General features: G+C 71.4%; 17 protein-coding genes and 1 other RNA gene. 10 read left to right on the forward strand and 8 right to left on the reverse strand.

The genetic code is table 11. The features are described from left to right. Positions 1-24: 24 nt before the first annotated feature. Positions 25-4,902 carry a DNA repair ATPase gene (locus ACIBI4_RS27665; protein ID WP_399206787.1) on the forward strand — a complete coding sequence of 1,626 codons (4,878 nt, stop codon included), beginning with the start codon at positions 25-27 and terminating at the stop codon, positions 4,900-4,902. Between the two features lie 117 nt (positions 4,903-5,019). Next, complete coding sequence (locus ACIBI4_RS27670) at positions 5,020-5,517, forward strand: hypothetical protein (protein WP_399206788.1); 498 nt, start codon at positions 5,020-5,022, stop codon at positions 5,515-5,517. A gap of 21 nt (positions 5,518-5,538) precedes the next feature. On the opposite strand, the gene ACIBI4_RS27675 is transcribed toward ACIBI4_RS27670, so the two are convergent. Together ACIBI4_RS27675 and rnpB are read right to left on the reverse strand one after the other, a co-directional pair. Next, positions 5,539-5,955, reverse strand: a complete 417-nt coding sequence (locus ACIBI4_RS27675; protein ID WP_399206789.1) for a hypothetical protein — start codon at positions 5,953-5,955, stop codon at positions 5,539-5,541. 252 nt (positions 5,956-6,207) lie between these two features. Next, positions 6,208-6,609, reverse strand: an RNA gene (rnpB, locus tag ACIBI4_RS27680) — RNase P RNA component class A. A 152-nt stretch (positions 6,610-6,761) separates the two neighbouring features. Between rnpB and ACIBI4_RS27685 the strand changes: the two genes are divergently transcribed. After that, the gene (locus ACIBI4_RS27685; protein WP_399206790.1) at positions 6,762-7,373 is read left to right on the forward strand and encodes a glyoxalase; all 612 of its coding nucleotides are present in this window, start codon (positions 6,762-6,764) and stop codon (positions 7,371-7,373) included. Continuing rightward, positions 7,370-7,816 carry a YdeI/OmpD-associated family protein gene (locus ACIBI4_RS27690; protein WP_399206791.1) on the forward strand — a complete coding sequence of 149 codons (447 nt, stop codon included), beginning with the start codon at positions 7,370-7,372 and terminating at the stop codon, positions 7,814-7,816. Before ACIBI4_RS27685 ends, ACIBI4_RS27690 begins: the two co-directional genes overlap by 4 nt. 15 nt (positions 7,817-7,831) lie before the next feature. Here the strand turns inward: ACIBI4_RS27690 and ACIBI4_RS27695 are convergent, their stop codons facing one another. Then, entirely contained in the window at positions 7,832-8,275 is a 444-nt protein-coding gene (locus ACIBI4_RS27695) for a hypothetical protein (RefSeq protein WP_399206792.1), read from the reverse strand. Between the two features lie 162 nt (positions 8,276-8,437). On the opposite strand from ACIBI4_RS27695, the gene ACIBI4_RS27700 reads away from it, so the two are divergent. Continuing rightward, positions 8,438-9,304 carry a hypothetical protein gene (locus ACIBI4_RS27700; RefSeq protein WP_399206793.1) on the forward strand — a complete coding sequence of 289 codons (867 nt, stop codon included), beginning with the start codon at positions 8,438-8,440 and terminating at the stop codon, positions 9,302-9,304. 180 nt (positions 9,305-9,484) lie between these two features. Here the strand turns inward: ACIBI4_RS27700 and ACIBI4_RS27705 are convergent, their stop codons facing one another. Together ACIBI4_RS27705 and ACIBI4_RS27710 are read right to left on the reverse strand one after the other, a co-directional pair. Further along, on the reverse strand, positions 9,485-10,273 hold the full coding sequence (locus ACIBI4_RS27705; RefSeq protein WP_399206794.1) for a polysaccharide deacetylase family protein: 789 nt from the start codon (positions 10,271-10,273) through the stop codon (positions 9,485-9,487). A 114-nt stretch (positions 10,274-10,387) separates the two neighbouring features. Beyond that, on the reverse strand, positions 10,388-10,591 hold the full coding sequence (locus ACIBI4_RS27710) for a DUF4287 domain-containing protein (RefSeq protein WP_399206795.1): 204 nt from the start codon (positions 10,589-10,591) through the stop codon (positions 10,388-10,390). Between the two features lie 262 nt (positions 10,592-10,853). Between ACIBI4_RS27710 and ACIBI4_RS27715 the strand changes: the two genes are divergently transcribed. Next, the gene (locus ACIBI4_RS27715) at positions 10,854-11,498 is read left to right on the forward strand and encodes a TetR/AcrR family transcriptional regulator (protein ID WP_399206796.1); all 645 of its coding nucleotides are present in this window, start codon (positions 10,854-10,856) and stop codon (positions 11,496-11,498) included. Further along, the gene (locus ACIBI4_RS27720) at positions 11,495-12,712 is read left to right on the forward strand and encodes a cytochrome P450 (protein WP_399206797.1); all 1,218 of its coding nucleotides are present in this window, start codon (positions 11,495-11,497) and stop codon (positions 12,710-12,712) included. The genes ACIBI4_RS27715 and ACIBI4_RS27720 overlap by 4 nt, the downstream gene beginning before the upstream one ends. A 34-nt stretch (positions 12,713-12,746) precedes the next feature. Here ACIBI4_RS27720 and ACIBI4_RS27725 read toward each other — a convergent pair whose 3' ends face one another. After that, positions 12,747-13,577, reverse strand: coding sequence for a PhzF family phenazine biosynthesis protein (locus ACIBI4_RS27725; RefSeq protein WP_399206798.1), 831 nt, complete (start codon positions 13,575-13,577; stop codon positions 12,747-12,749). Positions 13,578-13,707: 130 nt separating this feature from the next. On the opposite strand from ACIBI4_RS27725, the gene ACIBI4_RS27730 reads away from it, so the two are divergent. Then, on the forward strand, positions 13,708-15,027 hold the full coding sequence (locus ACIBI4_RS27730; protein WP_399206799.1) for a hypothetical protein: 1,320 nt from the start codon (positions 13,708-13,710) through the stop codon (positions 15,025-15,027). 12 nt (positions 15,028-15,039) lie between these two features. Here ACIBI4_RS27730 and ACIBI4_RS27735 read toward each other — a convergent pair whose 3' ends face one another. Together ACIBI4_RS27735 and ACIBI4_RS27740 are read right to left on the reverse strand one after the other, a co-directional pair. Further along, on the reverse strand, positions 15,040-16,140 hold the full coding sequence (locus ACIBI4_RS27735; RefSeq protein ID WP_399206927.1) for a serine hydrolase domain-containing protein: 1,101 nt from the start codon (positions 16,138-16,140) through the stop codon (positions 15,040-15,042). A 203-nt stretch (positions 16,141-16,343) separates the two neighbouring features. Next, on the reverse strand, positions 16,344-17,984 hold the full coding sequence (locus ACIBI4_RS27740) for an alkaline phosphatase D family protein (RefSeq protein ID WP_399206800.1): 1,641 nt from the start codon (positions 17,982-17,984) through the stop codon (positions 16,344-16,346). 136 nt (positions 17,985-18,120) lie between these two features. On the opposite strand from ACIBI4_RS27740, the gene ACIBI4_RS27745 reads away from it, so the two are divergent. Both ACIBI4_RS27745 and ACIBI4_RS27750 read left to right on the forward strand, forming a co-directional pair. Continuing rightward, a complete protein-coding gene (locus ACIBI4_RS27745) occupies positions 18,121-18,873 on the forward strand; it encodes an SDR family oxidoreductase (RefSeq protein ID WP_399206801.1) in 753 nt (250 codons plus the stop codon). 32 nt (positions 18,874-18,905) lie between these two features. Further along, positions 18,906-19,913 (forward strand): small ribosomal subunit Rsm22 family protein, encoded by a 1,008-nt coding sequence (locus tag ACIBI4_RS27750; protein WP_399206802.1) that lies wholly within the window; start codon positions 18,906-18,908, stop codon positions 19,911-19,913. The last annotated feature ends 9 nt before the right edge of the window (positions 19,914-19,922 follow it).

Genomic DNA, 19,922 nt, shown 5'->3' on the forward strand with positions numbered 1-19,922 from the left:
GTGCAGACGAAGGAGTGAACTCTCATGGGGATCGGCAAGCAGGCGGGCGTGGCCGGGGGCATGGACGCCGGCACGTACGAGGTGCTGCGGGACCGCCTCACCGCACAGGCCGGCGAACTCGCCCGCCGCACCGAGGCCCTCAACGCGGCCCGGATCGCCGAGTTCGGCTCCACGGAGCTGACGCTCACGGGAACGGAACGGCTGAGCGCCGACTCCCCGAGGGTGCTGCGTGACGTCCTCGCGATCGAGGGCCGGCTCCTCGTCGGCTCCCGCACCCCGCTCGCGCCGGGCGCCGAGCCCGCCGTCGCGGACGTCCTCGCCCTGTACGACCGTGACCTGAACCGGCTGCCGGACGACGCCGTGCCGGGGCTGCTCGACGACCCCGCCTTCGTCCGCGAGTTCAAGACGCTGCACCGCTACTTCCAGGGAGCCCGGCTGCTCCAGCTGCGCCACGTCGACGGCAAACTGCTCGCCGTCTTCCAGGCGGGCGAGCAGCTCGACGACATCCGCGTGCTGCGCTGGGCTCTCACCGCGGACGGCGTGACCTTCCTCGACGCGCGCGGCGAGCGCGACCACGTCTTCCCCGCCCCGCACGACTTCGACTGGACCGCGACCACCCGCGACGACCACATCCTCGGCCGCCACCCGCACGTGGCCATCGACGGCGGCGCGCTGTACGTGTCCACGGTGGGCGGCGCCCTCACCCTCAAGGCCGAGGACGACACGGAGACCGCCGAGGGCCTCTACTCCGAGCCGGTGGACGAGCCGCTGCAGTCCCTCGCGGACGCGGACATCGCCTACGCTCGCGTCGGCGTCCTGATCGTCATCCGCGTCCGCCCGTACAAGGAGGACAGCGACCGCCACCTGGTCCTCAACACCCTCACCGGCGCGGTCGTCCGGCTCGACGCCATCGGCCGGTCCTGCCGCCGGCTGCCCGACGGCCAGGGCATCGTCTTCCCCGGCGGCTACTGCCTGTCCACGGGCGCCGTGAAGACCTTCGACGTCGACACCGAGGGCCTGGAGTTCGAGCGTGCCGTGCGCTCGCCCAACGGCGAGGACGTGCTGTACGCGTACCACGCGCGGGGCGAGGGCCGCAGCCTGCTCCTTCCGTACAACCTGATCCGCAAGGAGATCCCCAACCCCCTGTCCTGCCACGGGTACGCGCTCTTCGACGACGGCGCGATGACCGTACTGCGCGCCGGCTCCGACGGCCCCGCACAAGTGCACCCGCTGCAGCGCTGGCAGACCCCGTACGCCGCCGCCACGCACACCGCCCCGTCCGGCGGCGGACCGCTGGCGCGCATCGGGAACGCCGACCTGGTCGCCGGTATCTCCGACTGTCTGTCGCTGGCCCGCCAGGCCCTGGAGACCACACCGACCAGCGGCGTGTACGAGTCCCTCGCCGCGTCCTGTGTCCGTGCCGCCGACGTGCACCACTGGCTCGCCGACGAGGAGGCCGGTGACCTGCGCACGCCGCTCGACGCGCTGCGCGCCACCGCGGAGCAGGTGCTCACCGAGTTCGAGACCGTACAGACCCTGACGCGCCGTGCGGCCGAGGCGCTGGCCGGGTCCGCCGCCGAGATCGCCCGGCTCGTCCGCCGGATCCGCGGCGAGGCACCCGCCACCGCCGAGGAGTGGGTCTCGCGGATCACCGAACTGCGGCAGGCCCAGGGTCACCTGCTGACCCTGAAGGAGATGCGGTACGCGGAGGCCGACCGCATCGACGCCCTCAGCGAGGACGTCACCGGCGACATCGACGCGGCGGCCCGCCGCGCCATCGCGTTCCTCCAGCGCGAGGACGCCTTCGCCGACTACGACGAGGACATCGAGCGCCTCACCCTTGAGGCCGGGCGGATCGCCACCGTCGCCGAGGCGGCCCCGGTCGCCGACCGGATCGACACACTCACCACGGGACTGCGCACCCTCACCGAGGTCGTCACCGGACTCGACATCGGCGACGCGACCGTACGGACCGCCGTCCTGGAGCGGATCGCCGCCGCACTCGGCGGGGTCAACCGCACCCGGGCCGCGCTCGCCGCGCGCCGCGAGGAACTCCTGGAGCACGAGGGCCGCGCCGAGTTCACCGCCGAGCTCGCCCTGCTCGGCCAGTCCGTCACGGGCGCGCTCGCCGCGGCCGCCACACCGGACGCCTGCGACGACCAACTGGGCGTACTCCTCGGCCAGTTGGAGGGTCTGGAGTCCCGCTTCGCCGAGCACGACGACCTGCTCACCGAACTCACCGCCAAGCGCACCGAGATCTACGACGCGTTCACCGCCCGCAAGCAGACCCTCCAGGACGCCCGCGCCCGCCGCGCCCAGCACCTCGCGGACTCGGCCACCCGCGTCCTGCAGACGATCGCGCGCCGCGCGGCCGCCCTGGACTCACCGGACGCCGTGGGCACGTACTTCGCCTCCGACCCGATGGTCGCCAAGGTGCGCCGCACCGCCGAGGAGCTGCGCGAACTCGGCGACCAGGTACGGGCCGAGGAACTCGAAGGCCGCATCAAGTCCGCCCGCCAGGAAGCCGGGCGCGCCCTGCTCGACCGCACCGAACTGTTCGCGGACGGCGGCGCCACGATCCGCTTCGGCCGGCACCGGTTCGCCGTCAACCGGCAGGCGCCCGAGCTCACCCTCATCCCGCACGAGGACGCGCTCGCCTTCGCGCTGACCGGCACCGACTACCGCTCCCCGGTGACCGACCCGTCCTTCGCCGCCCACAGCACCTACTGGCAGCGGCACCTGCCCTCGGAGTCCACGGAGGTCTACCGCGCCGAGTACCTGGCCGCCCGGCTCCTCGCCGAGCACGGCGCCGAGACACTGGCCGGCGCGCTCGCGGGCGCCGAACTGCCCGCCCTCGTACGGCAGGCGGCCGAAGCGGCGTACGACGAGGGCTACGAGCGGGGCGTGCACGACCACGACACGACCGCGATCCTCACGGCTCTCCTGAGCCTCCACGACACGGCGGGACAGCTGCGCCACACGCCCGGCGCCCGGGCGACGGCTGCCCTGTTCTGGGCGCACGGCATCGACGAGCAGCAGCGGGCCGCCCTGGCCCGCCGCGCCGTCTCACTCGCGCGCGCCCGCGACACCTTCGGCCTCTCGCCCGCCATCGCCGCCTTCGAGGCGGAACTGGCCGACGCCGCGGGTGGCGCCGAGGCCGCCGCGTACCTCTTCGACGAGCTCAGCGGCTCCCCGGGCGGGTTCGCGGTATCCGTCACCGCCCGTACGCTCCTCGACAAGTTCCGCCGCGCGGTGGGCGGTTCGGCCTACGCCGAGGACCTCGCCGCGCTGACGGAACTGCCTCAACGGCAGCAGCTCGTCGAGGGCTGGCTGCACGCGTATGCCTCCGCATCGGGTGAGGACCTCGCCGAAGGCGACCTCGCCGAGGCCGTCGCCGTCGAACTCTGCCCCGGCCTCGACTGGTACGACGCGGACGGCGAGAGCGCCACCACCGTCACCGGCCTGCTCGGCACGCACCCGCGCATCACCAAGCGGAGCCTCGCCCTGCGCCTCGACGAATTCCTGGCCCGCACCCGCGCGTTCAGCGCGGTCGATGTGCCCGGCTTCCGTGCGTACCAGCGCGCGCGCTCGGGCCTGGTGGCCGCCGAGCAGTCCCGGCTCGACGTCGATGCGCACCGCCCCCGCGTCATGTCGTCCTTCGTCCGCAACCGGCTCGTGGACGAGGTCTATCTGCCGCTCATCGGCGACAGCCTCGCCAAGCAGATCGGCGCCGCAGGCGACGCCAAGCGCACCGACTCCAGCGGTCTGCTGCTGCTCATCTCCCCGCCCGGATACGGCAAGACGACACTCATGGAGTACGTGGCCGAACGGCTCGGCATGCTCCTGGTCAAGGTCGACGGACCGGCCCTCGGCCACACCGTCACCTCACTCGACCCATCGGAGGCCACGAACGCGGCGGCCCGCAGGGAACTGGAGAAGATCGCGTTCGCGCTCGCCGCGGGCAACAACACGCTCCTCTACCTGGACGACATCCAGCACGTCTCGCCGGAACTCCTGCAGAAGTTCATCCCGCTCTGCGACGCGACCCGCACCCTGGGCGGGCATGACCTGCGCGGCAAGCGGTTCGCCGTGTGCATGGCCGGCAACCCGTACACCGAGTCCGGCAGCCGCTTCCGCATCCCCGACATGCTGGCCAACCGGGCCGACGTGTGGAACCTGGGCGACGTACTGACCGGCAAGGAGAACGCCTTCGCGCTCAGCTTCGTCGAGAACGCCCTCACGTCGAACCCGCACCTTGCCCCGCTGGCCGGCCGCGACCGCGCCGACCTCGACCTGCTCGTCAGGCTCGCCGCGGGTGACCCGGCCGCGCGCAGGGACCGGCTCACGCACCCCTACGCACCCGCCGAACTCGACGCGATCCTCGCCGTCCTGAAGCACCTGCTCACCGCCCGCGCCACCGTCCTCGCCGTCAACGAGGCCTACATCGCCTCGGCCGCGCAGGACGACTCGGCCCGCACCGAACCGCCCTTCCGGCTCCAGGGCTCGTACCGCAACATGAACAAGATCGCGGCCCGGATCTCCCCGGCGATGAACGCCGCGGAACTGGCCGCGGTCATCGACGACCACTACACGGCCGAGGCCCAGACCCTCACCAGCGACACCGAGGCCAACCTCCTCAAACTCGCCGAACTCCGCGGCACGCTCACCGTCGGACAGGCCGCCCGCTGGACCGAGATCAAGTCCGCCCACGTACGCCACCGCACGCTCGGCGGCTCCGACGAGGACCCCGTCATCCGCGCGGTCGCCGCCCTCGGCCTGCTCGCCGACCGCATCACCGCGATCGAGACGGCCATCACCCGGGCAACCGACCCTCGCCAACTGCTCGCCAACCCGACGGCCCGTCATGCGGCGCGCCCGCATGGGCTCGCGCAGGGGGAGTGAGATGGGCAGGGCGCGTGTGGACATCATGCTTCGGGTCGCCGGGTGGGGCTTGACCACCCGGCGGCGTCAGCGCGAAAAGGTGCGAGCCGACGGCCGCTCCCGTGCTTCGCTGACGCCATGGAAATCGTCGCCACGAGCCTCATAGCCGTGCTCGGTACGCTGCTCGGCTCCACCCTGACCTATGTCTTCCAGCGTCGTACGTCGTTGCGCGCCGAGCAGTTCACCCGGGTCGAGCGGCTGCGGCAGGAGCGGATCGACGCGTACAGCGCGTACGCGGGCGCCCTGACCGAATACCGCCGCGGGCAGATGGACCGCTGGTTCGCCCGGAACGACGGCCGTGCCGTCGAGGCGGAGACACTCCACGAAATGCGGCGGGAGGCCCAGCGGCTGCGGACAGCCGCGATGGAGGCGATGTTCCGCGCGGAACTCCTGACCCACTCCACGGACCTGCACGGGCTGGGACGCCAGGCACTCAAGGAGATCGACCGGATCCCCGACGCACGGTCGCGGGACGAGCTGGAGCCGATCCGGGACACGTCGCGGGCGTCCATCTACGACTTCGTGGCCGCGTCACGGCAGCACATCCCCGGGACGGCGGACGGGGGTCCTCAGTAGGAAGGACCGGTGACGGCTCAGTCAGGAGCGCAATGTCGAAATAGCGGCGCAGCCTCGCTCTTGCACGCAGGCCATGACATAGACCCTTCGGTTTTCGGAAAGGGTTTTGTTGATCTTCTGCTTTTGGAAAGCACCGACGCGGACGCCTTCGAAGAACTGGTACCGCTGCTCGCCGTAGTAGTAGTACGCATGGAAGATTGCGGTATAGCCAGTCTCGTTGATCAGGGTGAACTTCTCACCCTTGGCTTTGAAGTTGATCTGCGCATAGTCGGGGGTGCGGAGGTTCGACAGCTTGGCGGAACCGCTGACTCCTCCGGGGTCGGAGTCCGACCCGTCGCGCGAGCAGAAGGCCGCCCAATTTCCGGTGCCGGAGTCATGAGTGCAGGCGACGGCGTAGGCAGGGGTTGCCGTTGCGAGCGGTACGAGTGTGGCGGCCATGACTGCTGCGGATGCCAGCAGCCGAGATGTCGTGCGTGTTGGCGATGACATGTGCGGGTCCTTTGCTCGGCCTTGAGAAAGAGACATTAGTGGCGCGAGCCGGGCAGAAGGTGCGTGTTTCGATCAGGTGCGAAACATCGAGTCGCTGGGCGAAGTACCAGAAATCTCGCGTTGCCGACCTGGCAGCGGGCACTGACTCGAAATGAGAAATGGCTCTGGCCTAGGGAAAACCCCAGGTCAGAGCCAAAAAGGCGGACGAGTCGGCCTGTACGCCGGGTTCTGTCTCCCCAGGGTCTTGCGGCCCAGGGGGAGGCGGCCATCCATCTAGGGCCGGCATTGCTGCCGGCCTCGTGCGGTCTACCCGCGGACTCGGGCGAGCAGCCCTCGATCGTCCGCGCAGGAGCACCGGGGTGCTCCCTCTTGACCTTGCTCCGGGTGGGGTTTACCTAGCCGCCCGAGTCACCTCGGGCGCTGGTGGTCTCTTACACCACCGTTTCACCCTTACCGGGAACCGAAGCTCCCGGCGGTCTGTTTTCTGTGGCACTGTCCCGCGGGTCACCCCGGGTGGGCGTTACCCACCACCCTGCTCTGTGGAGCCCGGACGTTCCTCGCCGGGGATCCGAAGATCTCCGCCGCGGCCGCCCGGCCGGCTCGTCCGCCGTGCCGCCATCGTACCGGGCGGAGGCGGTGTGTGATCACGAGCTCCGGCAGGGAGGTATGCCGGGAGGGATGCCTGGAGGGATGCCTGGACGGATCCGTCAGGATTCGAGAAGCGGGGGCGGGCACCCCGTCGCTAGCTTGAAAGCATGACTTCCATCGAGTACCTCACCATCGAGGCCGACGACGCCGCGGCCGCCCAGCGCTTCTACGCCGACGCCTTCGGCATCGAGAAGCAGGTTCGCGTACGGGCATCCGATGCCCCGACGTCCGGCTTCCGCGGATTCACCGTTTCGCTCGTCGTCGCGCAGCCGTCGATCGTCGTGGGGCTGCAGGAGGCGGCGCTGAAGGCCGGTGCCACCGAGCTGAAGCCCGCCAAGAAGTCGCTGTGGGGTTTCGGGGGAGTCGTGCAGGCGCCCGACGGGACCGTGTGGCAGCTCGTGAGTTCGTCGAAGAAGGACACCGGGCCCGATGTCCGGAAGATCGATGAGGTGGTGGTGCTGCTCGGCGTCGCGGACATGGGGGCCAGCAAGCAGTACTACGTGGAGCGCGGGCTCAAGGTCGCGAAGAGCTTCGGCGGCAAGTACGCGGAGTTCGACGGCACCGGCAGCCCGGTGAAGCTGTCCCTCTACCCCCGCAAGGGCCTCGGCAAGGTCGCCGGGATCCCGACCGAGGGCAGCGGCTCGCACCGGCTCGCGCTCGCGGGCGGCCTCGGGGCGTTCACCGACCCCGACGGATTCGTCTGGGAGAGCGCGGCATGAAGTTCCGTACGCTCGTCGAACCGCCCGAGCCGATGAACGGCCTGGAGGTGCCCGCCGCCCTTGTCGCCGAGCTCGGCGGCGGTGCGCGCCCGCCCGTGACCATCACGGTCAACGGGCACACGTGGCGCAGCCGCGTCGCGATCATGCGCGGCCGGCATCTTCTCGGTCTGTCGCGGGCCAACCGGGAGGCCGCCGGGGTCGAGGTCGGCGAGGAGGTCGAGGTGGAGCTCCTGCTCGACACCGAGCCGCGGGTCGTCGCCGAGCCCGAGGACTTCGCGCGCGCCCTGGACGCCGACCCGGCGGCCCGCGCCGCGTACGACCGGCTGCCGCAGGGGCGGCGCCGGCAGCATGTCCTCGCGGTCGAAGGGGCGAAGAAGCCGGAGACCCGGGCGCGCCGGATCGAGAAGGCGCTGGAGGCGCTGCGGGAGGGCGCGGGCCGGTAGCCGCAGAGCGCGGGTTCAGTCGGTCAGCGGTGTCAGCGGTGTGCCGTCCGGGTTGACCGGCACTGTGAGCGCCGCGGCCGCGGTCACCGTGGTCACCACGCTGAAGAAGAGCGTGAGCCACGCGCCTGGTCCGGGCGAGAACCCGCTGTCCGTGTTGAGCATGATCGCGGCGGACAGCACGGCGATGAGTACCCCGCTGACCAGTACGGCCTTGTGGGACCGGTGCAGCGGGAAGGCCATGCAGATGAATGCGCAGAAAGCGATGGTGCCGACCGCGAGGACGGCCATGGAGTGGATGTGTTCGTTGACCACCGAGAGCATCCCCCACAGTGAGGTGTCCCGGTCGTAGAACCCGTCCGCGGCCTCCCGCGTCGACGTCAGCCAGTTGGCGGCGGTCAGCGCGAGGAGCGCTGTGCCGGCCACCGGGTGGTAGCGATCGATTGCCTCGTTCTTCGCCATGACCATCCCCCGATGTGTGTCATGTGGCCGCGCAGATGTGTCATCCGGCCGATGTCGGCCGGCCGCGCGGCCGTGGACCGGACCGCCTGGATCGTACGGGACAGGGCCCGAGTAGGGTCGCTCCTTCGGACAGACGACCGGCAGACGACAGGGGGAGGGCCGATGGACGCCACCACGCGTGCGGGGCTGATCCTGACCGCGGTGACCGCGCTCGTCACCCTCACGCTCAGTGTGCTGTACCGCTTCACCGATGTTCCGCTGCTGCCCCGCCGCCGCGCGCCCGAACGGCCCGCCGTCGACTGGCGGTCGGCGCCCGGTCTGCCCGCCTACTCGTACGCGGCCTTGTACGGGCTGGCGGTCCGGCGCCGTGACGCGCTGGCCCGGGCCGTGCGCAGCGCACGCGAAGCGGGTCTCCTCGTGCCTGACGGCGCGGACCTCACGTTCGAGCGGAAGCTCGCGGAGGGCGGTCCGCGGGAGGGGCAGTACGCGTGGCTCGCGGCCACTGCCGCGCAGGAGTTGCTCGACGAATGCCTGGCGCCGGACGTGGAGCCCACCGCCGAGGACCTCGCCGAGTTCGAGGAGCGCACCGGAGGCCCGTACGACCGCAGGGCCGAGGAGGGCATCGGCCTGACCGATGTCGTCGCGGTCCTGGAGATCACCCGGATCGGTATGCGCGCTCTGGCCTGTCTCACCGAGGGCCGCGCTCTCGTCCTCGACCCGCCCTGCTACTTCCACCCACTGCACGAGCGCGGCACCGCACGCGTCCCGTACCCGCCGGACGCCTTCAGGGACGGCGCGGCGGGCCCCGAGCAGGTCGCGGCGTGCGACGCCTGCGCGTCCGGCCCGCCCGAGCCGCTCCTCGTATGGACCGAGGACGGATCGGTCCCGTACTACCGCACGACGTTCGAGACCAAGACCGTCCTGCAGATCTCCGGATACGGGGCCGCGGCACCGGAGTGGGACGCCGGTGAGCTGCTCGGCGCCTTCGTGGACTGGCATGTCTTCGAGCAGGAGGAGTCCGCCGTATGAACGCCGTCGACTGGAGCCGCGCCCTGGCCGGGCTGCCGCTCGGGCCGCTGCTCGTCCTGCTCCTCGCGCACCCGCTCGTCCTCCTCACGGTGCGCCTGGCACGGCGCCGGCCCCTGCCCCCGCCGCGTGCGCAGCGCAGGGCGAGGGCCGAACTGGACGGGCTGCTCGGAGAGTTCGCCGCTACGGCTTGTACACCTCACCCGGCTCCGGCACCGCCGGGGCCATCAGCTGCGGCACCGTGACGAAGGTGTAGCCCTTCGCCTTCAGCTCCTTGATGATGCCGGGCACCGCGGGGACCGTGCCCTTGTAGATGTCGTGGAGCAGGATGATGCCGTCGCGGTCCGACTGCTCCAGGACGCGCTTCTTGATGAGCGCGGAGTCGTTCGTCGAGTAGTCCTTCGCCGTGACGCTCCACATGATCTGCGAGAGACCGAGCTCCTGGCAGACCTTCGTGACGTTCTCGTCGGTACGGCCCTGCGGCGGGCGCATCAGCGTGGGCTCCTTGCCCGTGATGTCCTTGATCGCCTGCTGCGTACGGTCGAGTTCGGTGCGGATCTCGTTCTCCGAGAGGTCCGTGAGGATGCCGTGGGTCCAGGTGTGGTTGGCGATCTCGTGGCCCTCGGCGGCCATCCGCTTCACCAGGTCCGGGTGCTTCTTCACATGGTTCTTGCCGAGCAGGAAGAAGGTCGCGGGGACCTTCTCGCGCTTGAGCGTGTCCAGGAGTTCCGGGGTGTCCTCGGCGGGGCCCGCGTCGAAGGTCAGGGCTATGCACTTGGCCTCGCGGCAGTCGACCCTGCCGAAGGCTCCCTTGCCGTCGTCGCCCGCTTTGTCCCGTACGTCACTTGGTGCGACGGAGTCCACACCGCAGCCGGTCACGAACAGGAGGGCCGCGAGCGCCGAGGCGGCGAGTGCGCCGGCCCGGCGGCGGGACGGCCTGCGGAAACGGGCGGCGCGAACGTGGTCGTGCATGGGTCCTCCCCCTGGTCACCTGCTGAAGCGCCTGGTGAGAGGGGGAGGAGGGGGTGGAGGTTCCGCTTCTGGGGCGTGCCGGAGATCACGTATCCGTCAGGCAACCCGCAGGGGTCACTTCTCCTTCAGCGTGTGCGCCACGAGCGCGTTCGCGTGACCGTGACCGATGCCGTGCTCGGTCTTCAGCCAGGCGACCAGCTCCATGTGGCGCTCCAGAGGAGAGGAGTGGATGAGGTCGATCCACTCCTGGACGGGGCGGCCGTACTTCTTCTCGATCGACGGGAAGTAGCTCGCGGGGCCCTTGGCCGCTGCAGTCATGGCGTCTCCTGGTCCGGTGGTGCGGTGAAGTCGAGGGGTGGACCGGGGCCGGAGCGGAAAGTCATCGCGGCTCGTGAGTGATGTGGATCACGTGTGCGTGGACCCCGGTTCGCCGGCGGCCGCCCGAGCCGCGCCGGCCGCCCGTACTCCGGTGTGCGCGAAGGATTGACGGTCCGTCAGGAATATGAGTACCTCTACTTATGTCGGTGGGCCGATATAAGTGGCCTTCGCCGGCAAGGACTTGGCGCCCGGAAGGAGCACTGTGGCGACGCGCCGTACCCAGGCCGAGCGCAAGAGCGAGACCCGGACCCGGCTGATCGACGCCGCGGCGGAGCTCTTCGCGCGCAAGGGGTTCCATGCCGTGTCCGCGGAGGCCGTGGCCGAGGCGGCGGACCGGACCACCGGCGCGCTCTACAGCCACTTCGGCGGCAAGGAAGGGCTGCTGCTCGCGCTCCTCGAGGTCTGGAAGCAGCGGACCGTCGAACGGCTCACCGCCGAGATCCACCAACTGCCCGACCCCGCACCGCACTTCGCCGCGATGTGGGAGGCGATCACCGCGCCTGCCGAGGACCGCGGCGAGGCCTGGCTGCTCCTGGAGATCGAGCTGTGGCAGCACGGCGCCCGCGACCCCGTCCTCGGCCCGCTGATCGCCCGCCGCTTCGCGGAGATCCGCGGCCAGCTCGGCGAGGGGCTCGCCGACTGGGCCGAGGCCACCGGCACGTCACTGCCGCACCCGCCCGACGAGACCGGGGCGCTCGTACTCGGGCTGCTGCTCGGCTGCGCGCTGCAGCACCGCCTCGCCCCCGAAGCCGTACCGCAAGAGCTGGTCGTCCAGGCGCTGAGCACCCTGCTCGGGCTGCGGGACGGCTCCGCAGGAAACCCACCCCCGAAGGAGGCTCGGCCATGACGGCACCCGACCTGAACGAGATCGATCTGCTCGAGGACACCTGGGGCCGCGAGGTCCCGCACCGGCAGTTCGCGGTGCTGCGCCGCGAGGACCCCGTCCACTGGCACGAACACCCCGAGGGCGAGGGCTTCTTCGCGATCACCAAGCACGCGGACATCATCAAGCTGAGCCGCGACCCGGAGCTGTGGTCGGTCGAGAAGGGCTCCTTCTTCATACGGGACCAGACGGACCAGTCCCTCGAAAGCCTCGCCCTCACGCTGGTCGGCATGGATCCGCCGAAGCACAGCCGCTTCCGCAAGCTGGTCAACGCGGCCTTCGCGCCGCGGATGATCCGCAAGCTCACCGAGGACATCAAGCGGCGTGCGGACGTGCTCGCGCAGAGGATCGAGCCGGGTGCGGACATCGAGTTCGTGGAGCAGATCGCCTCGCGGCTGCCCCTTGAGGTCATCTGCGAAATGATGGGGATTCCGCCGGAGGACGAGGACCACATCATCGACTGGTCCAACCGCATGGTCGGCTTCCAGGACCCCGACTTCCGTACGACCCCCGAGGACGGGCAGGTCGCGGCCGCCGAGATCTATCTGCGCTGCAACCAGCTGGCCGAGGAGCGCCAGAGCGACCCGCGCGACGACATCGTGAGCGCGCTGGTGCACGGCGAGGTGGACGGCGAGAAGCTGACCACGCACGAGATCAACATGTTCTTCGTGACGCTGATCGTGGCGGGCAACGAGACCACCCGCAATCTGCTCTCCGGCGCGATGCTGGAGATCGCGCAGAACGAGGCGCTGCGCGAGGACCTCGTCGCCAATCTGGAGGACGACGCGCTGTGGCGCTCGGCCACCGAGGAGTTCCTGCGCTGGAACGGCTCGATCCACAACTTCCGCCGTACGGCGACCCGCGACACCGAGGTGCGCGGGGTGAAGATCCGCGAGGGCCAGAAGGCCGTCCTCTTCTACACGTCCGGCAACCGCGACGAGGACATCTTCGAGAACCCCGATGTCTTCGACCCGCGCCGCACGCCCAACGACCACGTGACGTTCGGCGGCGGCGGACCGCACTTCTGCCTCGGCTCGGGCCTGGCCCGCACCGAGATCAACGCCCAGCTGCGGGCGATCCTGCGGCGCTGCCCGAACGTCGAGCTGACGGGCGAACACCGCAGGATGCGCTCGGACTTCATCAACGGCATCAAGTACCTGCCGGTCCGGTTCAGCTGACCGGCGAGCGTCCTCAGCCGACCGGCGAGCGTCCTCAGCCGATCGGAACCGCGGTCCCGGCGACCCGTACGCGCGGGTCGCCGGCCCGCAGGGTCACGGTCAGGAGCGAGGGGCGGCCCATGTCCTCGCCCTGGTGGAGGGTCAGCACCGACTCCTCCTTCACCAGGGCGAGTTCGCGTGCGTACGCGCCGAACGCGACGGCCGCGGCGCCGGTCGCCGCGTCCTCGACGACACCGCCCACGGGGAACGGGTCCCGTACGTGGAAGACGGTCTCGCCCGCGCGGTGCACCAGCTGGACGGTGGTGAGATCGAGCCGCTCCATCAGCGCCTTCAGCCGATCGAAGTCGTACGCGAGGTCCGCGAGGCGCTCGCGGGTGGCGGCGGAGAGCACGAGGTGGTTGTTGCCCGCGAAGGCGATCCGGGGCGGGAGCGCGGGGTCGAGGTCCTCCGCGGCCCAGTCGAGCGCGGCGAGCGCTTCGGTGAGATCGGCCGCCTCGACGTCCTTGATGTGCGGCTCGACGCTGGTGAGCGTGGCGCGCACCTGTCCGTCGACCAGCTCGGTGGTCACCGGGATCTCGCCCGCGGGCGTCCTGAACACGTAGGAGCCGGGTCCGCCTTGCTGCTCGGCGAGGGCGACGGACGTGGCGACGGTGGCGTGCCCGCAGAAGGCGACCTCGGCCTTGGGGGAGAAGAAGCGGAGCGTGCTGTCCGGGTAGAGGAACGCGCTCTCGCTGTACCCGAGTTCGGCGGCGATTCCCAGCATGGCGGCGTCGTCGAGGCCGGTGGCGTCCAGGACCACACCGGCGGGGTTGCCGCCGTCGGGGTCGTCGGAGAAGGCGGTGTAGCGCAGGATGTCGGGGCTCATGCCGGTGGACAACGGGCGGGTGGCGCGATTTCTTCCCCGTTCACGCCGCCGGCCTCCGGACTTCGTACGGATCGCCTCGCGGGGCCCGTGGGGCTGAGTACGCTGCTCTGGATCACCTGGAGGGGGACCAGTGGGAGACAGGATCGTGCGGGTCGGGCTCGTCGTCGGCGCGGCGGTCCTTGCGCTGCTCCTGCTCCTGGCGACCTGCGGGGGCAAGAAGAAGGACGAGGACGAGGCGAAGCCGCCGAAGAAGCCGCAGAAGAGCGGTCAGCAGGCGCCCGCGGCCCGGTTCGAGGTCCCCGAGGCGTACGACGCGAAGAAGGGCTGGGACCTCGCCGGGGTCTCCGAGGAGTACGCGGTCGCGCCCCGGGCCGGGATGATCGGCTATCTGCAGCGGGCCGGCGGCGGCAAGTACCGGGTCAAGGCCGTCGACGCCCGGAGCGGTAGGACCGCGTGGACGGGTGAGGCCTGGCGGCCGCTCGCCGACGCGCCGGGCGACGTGCCGCGGCTCGCCGCGCTCGCCAAGGACGGCCGCGAGTACTTCGTCACGTGGTCGGACGGCACCCTCGGCGACGACCCGCTCAGCGAGGCGGACCGGGTGGTCTCGGTCGATGTGTACGCGGCGGCGGGCGGCGCCCGGCAGCGGGTCGACGTGCCGTGGGACGGGTCCGCCTCGGTGAGCGCCGCGGGTCCGGGCCTTGTGATCGGTGTCGGCACGGACACGGCCGCGGTGCTCGATCCGGCCACCACGCGCACGGCCACGTACCGGACGAAGGACCTCAAGTTCCCCAAGGGGTGCAAGAACTGCCGCAGGCTCACCGAGGTCGTCGGCGTCACCAGCAAGGGTCCGCTGGTCAACGGGGCCGGGGAGTTCTGGGTGCGCGGGGCCTGGTACGGGCGCAAGGCCGCCCCGAAGAAATCGACCGGTACGGGCATCGCGACCTCCGTGTCCGGTGACCACGTGCTGGCCCGCTGGGACCGCAAGCCGGCGAAGAAGAAGCCCGCCACGACCGAGATCTGGGCGGTGCACGACGGGGCCACCGGCAAGGTGCTCGCGTCCGCCGAGTGCCCCAAGCCGGCGCTGAGGCCCGGGCGTCACCCGGCGGCGACCCCCTCACCCGACGGCCGCTACCTGGTCGCCGGGAACCTCGCCTTCGATCTGCGGGAGGGCACGGGGCACTGCTTCGAGGCCGACGGCGGCAGCAAGCCGCTGACCCTGGCGACGGTCACGGACGGCGGTGTCGCGTACGGGGCGACGGGCGCGCGGTCCGCGGACGACGCGATCGACGGCGGCGGCACCCCCGTGTCCGTACGGATCGCGGTGCCCGAACCGCACGCGTTCTCCGGGGCGTCACGGCTCCCGGTGCACGATCTCGGCGACGTCGGGATCTTCCGCTGGACCGACAGCCGGGATGTGCACCATCTCATCGGGTACGCGAAGAAGCCCTGACGGTGAGGGAGTTCAGCGCACCGCTTGTGCCAGCCGCGTCGCCGCCCGCGCCCGCGGCTCGCTCGACGGCTTCTCGGGGCGCCGCGGGTGGACCGTGTTGGCGAGCAGGACGACGAACGTGTCCGTCGCCGGGTCGATCACCAGGGACGTGCCGGTGAACCCGGTGTGCCCCGCCGCACCCCGTCCCGCCAGCTCGCCCATGAACCACGGCTCGTCGAGCCGGAAGCCCAGGCCGGGCGGGGTCAGCATGAGGTCGACGTAGTCGGGGCCGAGGATCCGCGCCGCCCCGTATCCGCCGCCGCCGAGCAGCGCGCGGCACAGGACCGCGAGGTCGCCCGCCGTGGAGAACAGCCCGGCGTGCCCGGCCACGCCGCCGAGCGCGAACGCGTTCTCGTCGTGCACGGTGCCACGCACCATCCCGCGGTCCGCCTTGGCCCACGGCTTGCGCTGGTCCTCGGTGGCCGCGGCGAACGCGCAGGGCCCGAAGCCGGTCTGTGCCATGCCGAGCGGGCGCGTGATGCCGTCGCGGATCAGCTTGTCGAGCCGCTCGCCCGTGATGCGTTCGAGGACGTGCTGGACGAGCAGCATGTTGAGGTCGGAGTAGAGATACGAGCCGGGGTCGGAGCTCGGCTCCTCGCGGCGCAGCAGATCGAGACGCTCGGCGTCGGACTCGCAGTCGTACAGCGGGAGTTCGGGACGCAGGCCCGAGGTGTGCGTGAGCAGCTGGCGGACCGTGGTGCCGTGCCGGGCCGCCCCGGTGAACTCCGGCAGGTAGGAGCCGACGCGCGCGTCGAGGCCGAGCCGGCCGCGCTCCATCTGCTGCACGGCCGCGATCGTCGTGAACAGCTTGGTGAGCGAGGCCAGGTCGAAGGGGGTCCCGGTGTGCATCGGGACCTTGCGGTACGCGGGGAGTTCCTCGTCGTGGGTGCGGTGGGCCACCGCCCAGCCGAAGGCCTCCTCGACGACGAGGTACGGGCCGCGCCCCACGGCGAGCACCGCGCCCGCGCACCATGTGCCGGGCAGGGCGGCGACTTCGGCGCTCAGGCGCGCGATCCCGGCCGGATCGAGACCGGCACGCTCGGCGGAGCCCTCGCGCAGACGTGGTGCTCTCAGCGCTCCGCCCCTTTCACGACCCGTGCGATGTCCGGATCTCCCGGCCGCCGTCTCCCCGGCCGTCGTCTTCCGGACCGTATCTCCCGGGCCGTCGAGATCCCCTGGCTGCGAACGGTGTCATGAACAGGCGTTCGTTACCAGTCGGTCCCTGACCGCTGCCGCCCGCGGGGCCCTGGACGAAGCGCGTCCGGGGCCCCTTCCGGTCAGGCGGGACGCAGCCCGGGGTTGCCGGACTCGACCACGAACGACGCGGAGGTGGTGAGCGGGGCGCCGGGCCGCAGCACGTACGGCACGGTCTTGAAGTCGGCGCGCGCATGGTCGGCGGCCAGTTCGACCGTGACGTAGCCGCGCTGCCCGTTGTAGTGCTTCAGATGCGGGTTGCGGGCCAGGTAGTCCTGCCAGTTGGCGGGCTGCGCGAGGCCGTCCTTGCCGCTGGAGACCGAGGTCGCGACGATCTCCGTGCCGACGACGGGCGTGCTCGCGTCGGCCGGGTCGCGGTGGATGTCGAGGGCGTACGCGACATGCACGTCACCGGTGAGGACCATGAAGTTCTCGATGCCGGAGGACTCCACACCCGCCAGCACCCGCGAGCGGGAGGCCGCGTAGCCGTCCCAGGCGTCCATGGAGACGGTGGTGTTGCCCGCCGTGGGGTGGTTGCGGCGGGCGAAGACGACCTGCTGCGGCACGATGTTCCAGCGGGCCCGTGAGGCGTTCCAGCCGTCGATCAGCCAGCGCTCCTGGGTGGCGCCGGTGAGCGTGCGGGCCGGGTCGTCGGACTCGGGTCCCGGGGTGCGCCAGCCGTCCCCGTACGCCTGGTTGGTGCGGTACTGGCGGGTGTCGAGGATGTCGAACTGGGCGTGCCGGCCGAAGTGCAGCCGGCGGTAGAGCTTCATGTCCGGGCCGTCGGGGCGCTGCGGGCGGCGCAGCGGCTGGTTCTCGAAGTACGCGCGGTAGGCGGCGGCACGGCGCAGCAGGAACTCCTCCGGCGGTACGGAGTTCTCGGGGTTCTCGCCCGCGTAGTTGTTCTCGGTCTCGTGGTCGTCCCAGGTGACGACGAAGGGGTGCGCGGCGTGCGCGGCGATCAGGTCCGGGTCGGACTTGTAGAGGCCGTAGCGCATCCGGTAGTCGTCGAGCGTGACCGTCTCACGGTTGTAGTGGGCGGGCAGGGTGCGGTCCGTGTAGTTGCGGTTCCCGCCGGCCGCGCTGACCGCGTACTCGTAGAGGTAGTCGCCGAGGTGGAAGACGACATCGATGTCCTCCTCGGCCAGATGCCTGTACGGCGTGAAATAGCCGTCGTGGTACGCCTGGCAGGACACGGCGCCGATCCTCAGATCGGTGAGCTTCGCGCCGCGGCCGGGCGCGGTCCGGGTCCGTCCGGTGGGGCTGACCCAACGGCCCACGCGGAAGCGGTAGTAGTACACGCGGTCCTCGCCGAGATGCTCGGCCTCCACGTGCACGGCGTGGTTGAACTCGGGGTGCGCGAGGGCGGTGCCGCGCCGCGCGATGCGGCGGAAGCGCTCGTCGTGCGCGAGCTGCCACTCGACGCTCACGCGCTCGGCGGGCAGCCCGCCGTCGGCGGCGTACGGCTGCGGGGCGAGTCTCGTCCACAGCAGGACGGAGCCCGGCAGCGGATCGCCGGAGGCGACACCGAGCGTGAACGGGTTCTCGGTGATCTTCCGCGCGTCGAGTTCGGCGGCGTGCGCGACGCCGGTGCCCGGCAGGTTGGTGGCGAAGGCGAGCGCGGCGGCGGCGCCCGTGACGGTCAGGAAGCGGCGGCGGCCCAACGTGCGCGCCGCGGCGCGCAGTTCGGCGCTGTGCTGGGACTGATGTGCTGCGGAAGTCATCCGCGTCCTCCCCTGGCTCGTGTGTGTCAGGGGAAATTCGAGGGGCGGGGGACGACGGCCGTCTGTCACGTACAGAACAACCACATGGCGGATGGATGAGCGGTGGATGACGGCTGCTGACGTAGGGTGCGGGGCCATGACGCACACGAAGATTGCGGTCGTGACCGGGGCGGGCTCCGGGATCGGCCGGGCGGTGGCCCTCGAACTGGCGGCGTCCGGCTGGGCCCTCGCGCTGGCGGGACGGCGCCACGAGACGCTGGAGGAGACGGCCGCGCAGGCGGAGCCGGCGCACGTGCTCTGCGTCCCGACGGACGTCACCGACCCCGCGGGCGTCGCCGCGCTGTTCGCCGCCGCGGCCGAGCGCTTCGGCCGGATCGACCTGCTCTTCAACAACGCCGGCACCTTCGGCCCGGGCGGCGTCCCGCTGGACGAGCTCTCGTACGACGCGTGGCGGCACGTCGTGGACACCAACCTCAACGGTGCGTTCCTCTGCGCGCAGGCGGCGTTCCGCCGGTTCAAGGAGCAGACGCCGCAGGGCGGGCGGATCATCAACAACGGCTCGATCTCGGCGCACGTCCCGCGGCCGCACTCGGTGGCGTACACCGCGACGAAGCACGCGATGACGGGCCTGACCAAGTCCCTCTCCCTGGACGGCCGTCCGTACCGCATCGCCGCCTCGCAGATCGACATCGGCAACGCCGCGACGGACATGACCGCGCGGATGGAGTCCGGGATCCTCCAGGCGAACGGGGAACTGGCTCCCGAACCGGTGATGGACGTGGCGGACGTCGCGCGTCAGGTCCGGTTCATGGCGGAGCTGCCGCTGGAGGCGAATGTGCAGTTCGCGACGGTGATGGCGACGAACATGCCGTACATCGGGCGCGGCTGAGAGGTGTCCGGCCCGCCGCCTACAATCCCGGGGTGAACGCCCCCTCGACCCCCGCCGACGCCCTGCGCTCCGCCCTCGCGGCGCTGCTCGACGGACTTCCGCCCAAGCAGGCCGCCCAGGCCGTCGACCGTCTGATCGCCAACTACCGGGGCCGCACGCCCACCGACGCCCCCGTCCTGCGCGACCGCTCCGACGTCGCCGCGTACGCCGCGTACCGGATGCCGGCCACGTTCGAGGCGGTACGCGGCGCCCTTGCCGCACTCGCCGACGCGGTCCCCGGCTGGGCACCGGCCCGGCACACCGACATCGGCGGCGGCACCGGGGCGGCCACCTGGGCGGTGAGCGCCACCTGGCCGCAGGAGCGCCCCGTCACTGTCCTCGACTGGGCCGAGCCCGCCCTCGCCCTCGGCCGCGAACTCGCCGCCGCCCACCCGCTGCTCGACGCCGCCGACTGGCGGAAGGCGAGGATCGGCGAGGCGCTCGCGCTGGACGCGACGGACCTCGTCACCCTTTCGTACGTGCTCGGGGAACTCACCCCCGAGGACCGCACCGCCGTCGTGAGCACGGCCGCCCGCGCCGCCCAGGTCGTCGTCATCGTCGAACCCGGGACCCCCGACGGCTACACCCGGATCATCGAGGCCCGCGACGCCCTCGTCGCGGCCGGATACGAGATCGCCGCCCCCTGCCCGCACAGCGCGGCCTGCCCCATCGAACCGGGCCGCGACTGGTGCCATTTCTCCGCGCGGGTCAGCCGGTCCTCGCTGCACCGCAAGGTCAAGGGCGGGTCACTGCCGTACGAGGACGAGAAGTTCAGCTATGTGGCGGCGGTGCGGTCCGGCGGTCCGCAGGGGCCGGGCGTGGATCCGGTCGCGGCGCGCATCGTGCGCAAGCCGCAGATCCGCAAGGGGCAGGTGCTGCTCGAACTGTGCGCGGCGGACGGGACGCTCGGCCGCGAGACCGTCACCAAGCGGCACGGCGCGCTCTACAAGGCGGCGCGCGACGCGGAATGGGGCGACGGCTGGCCGCCCCACACCGCCTAGTTCCAGGTG

It is taken from the genome of Streptomyces sp. NPDC050418, assembly GCF_044458745.1.
GTDB lineage: Bacteria > Actinomycetota > Actinomycetes > Streptomycetales > Streptomycetaceae > Streptomyces.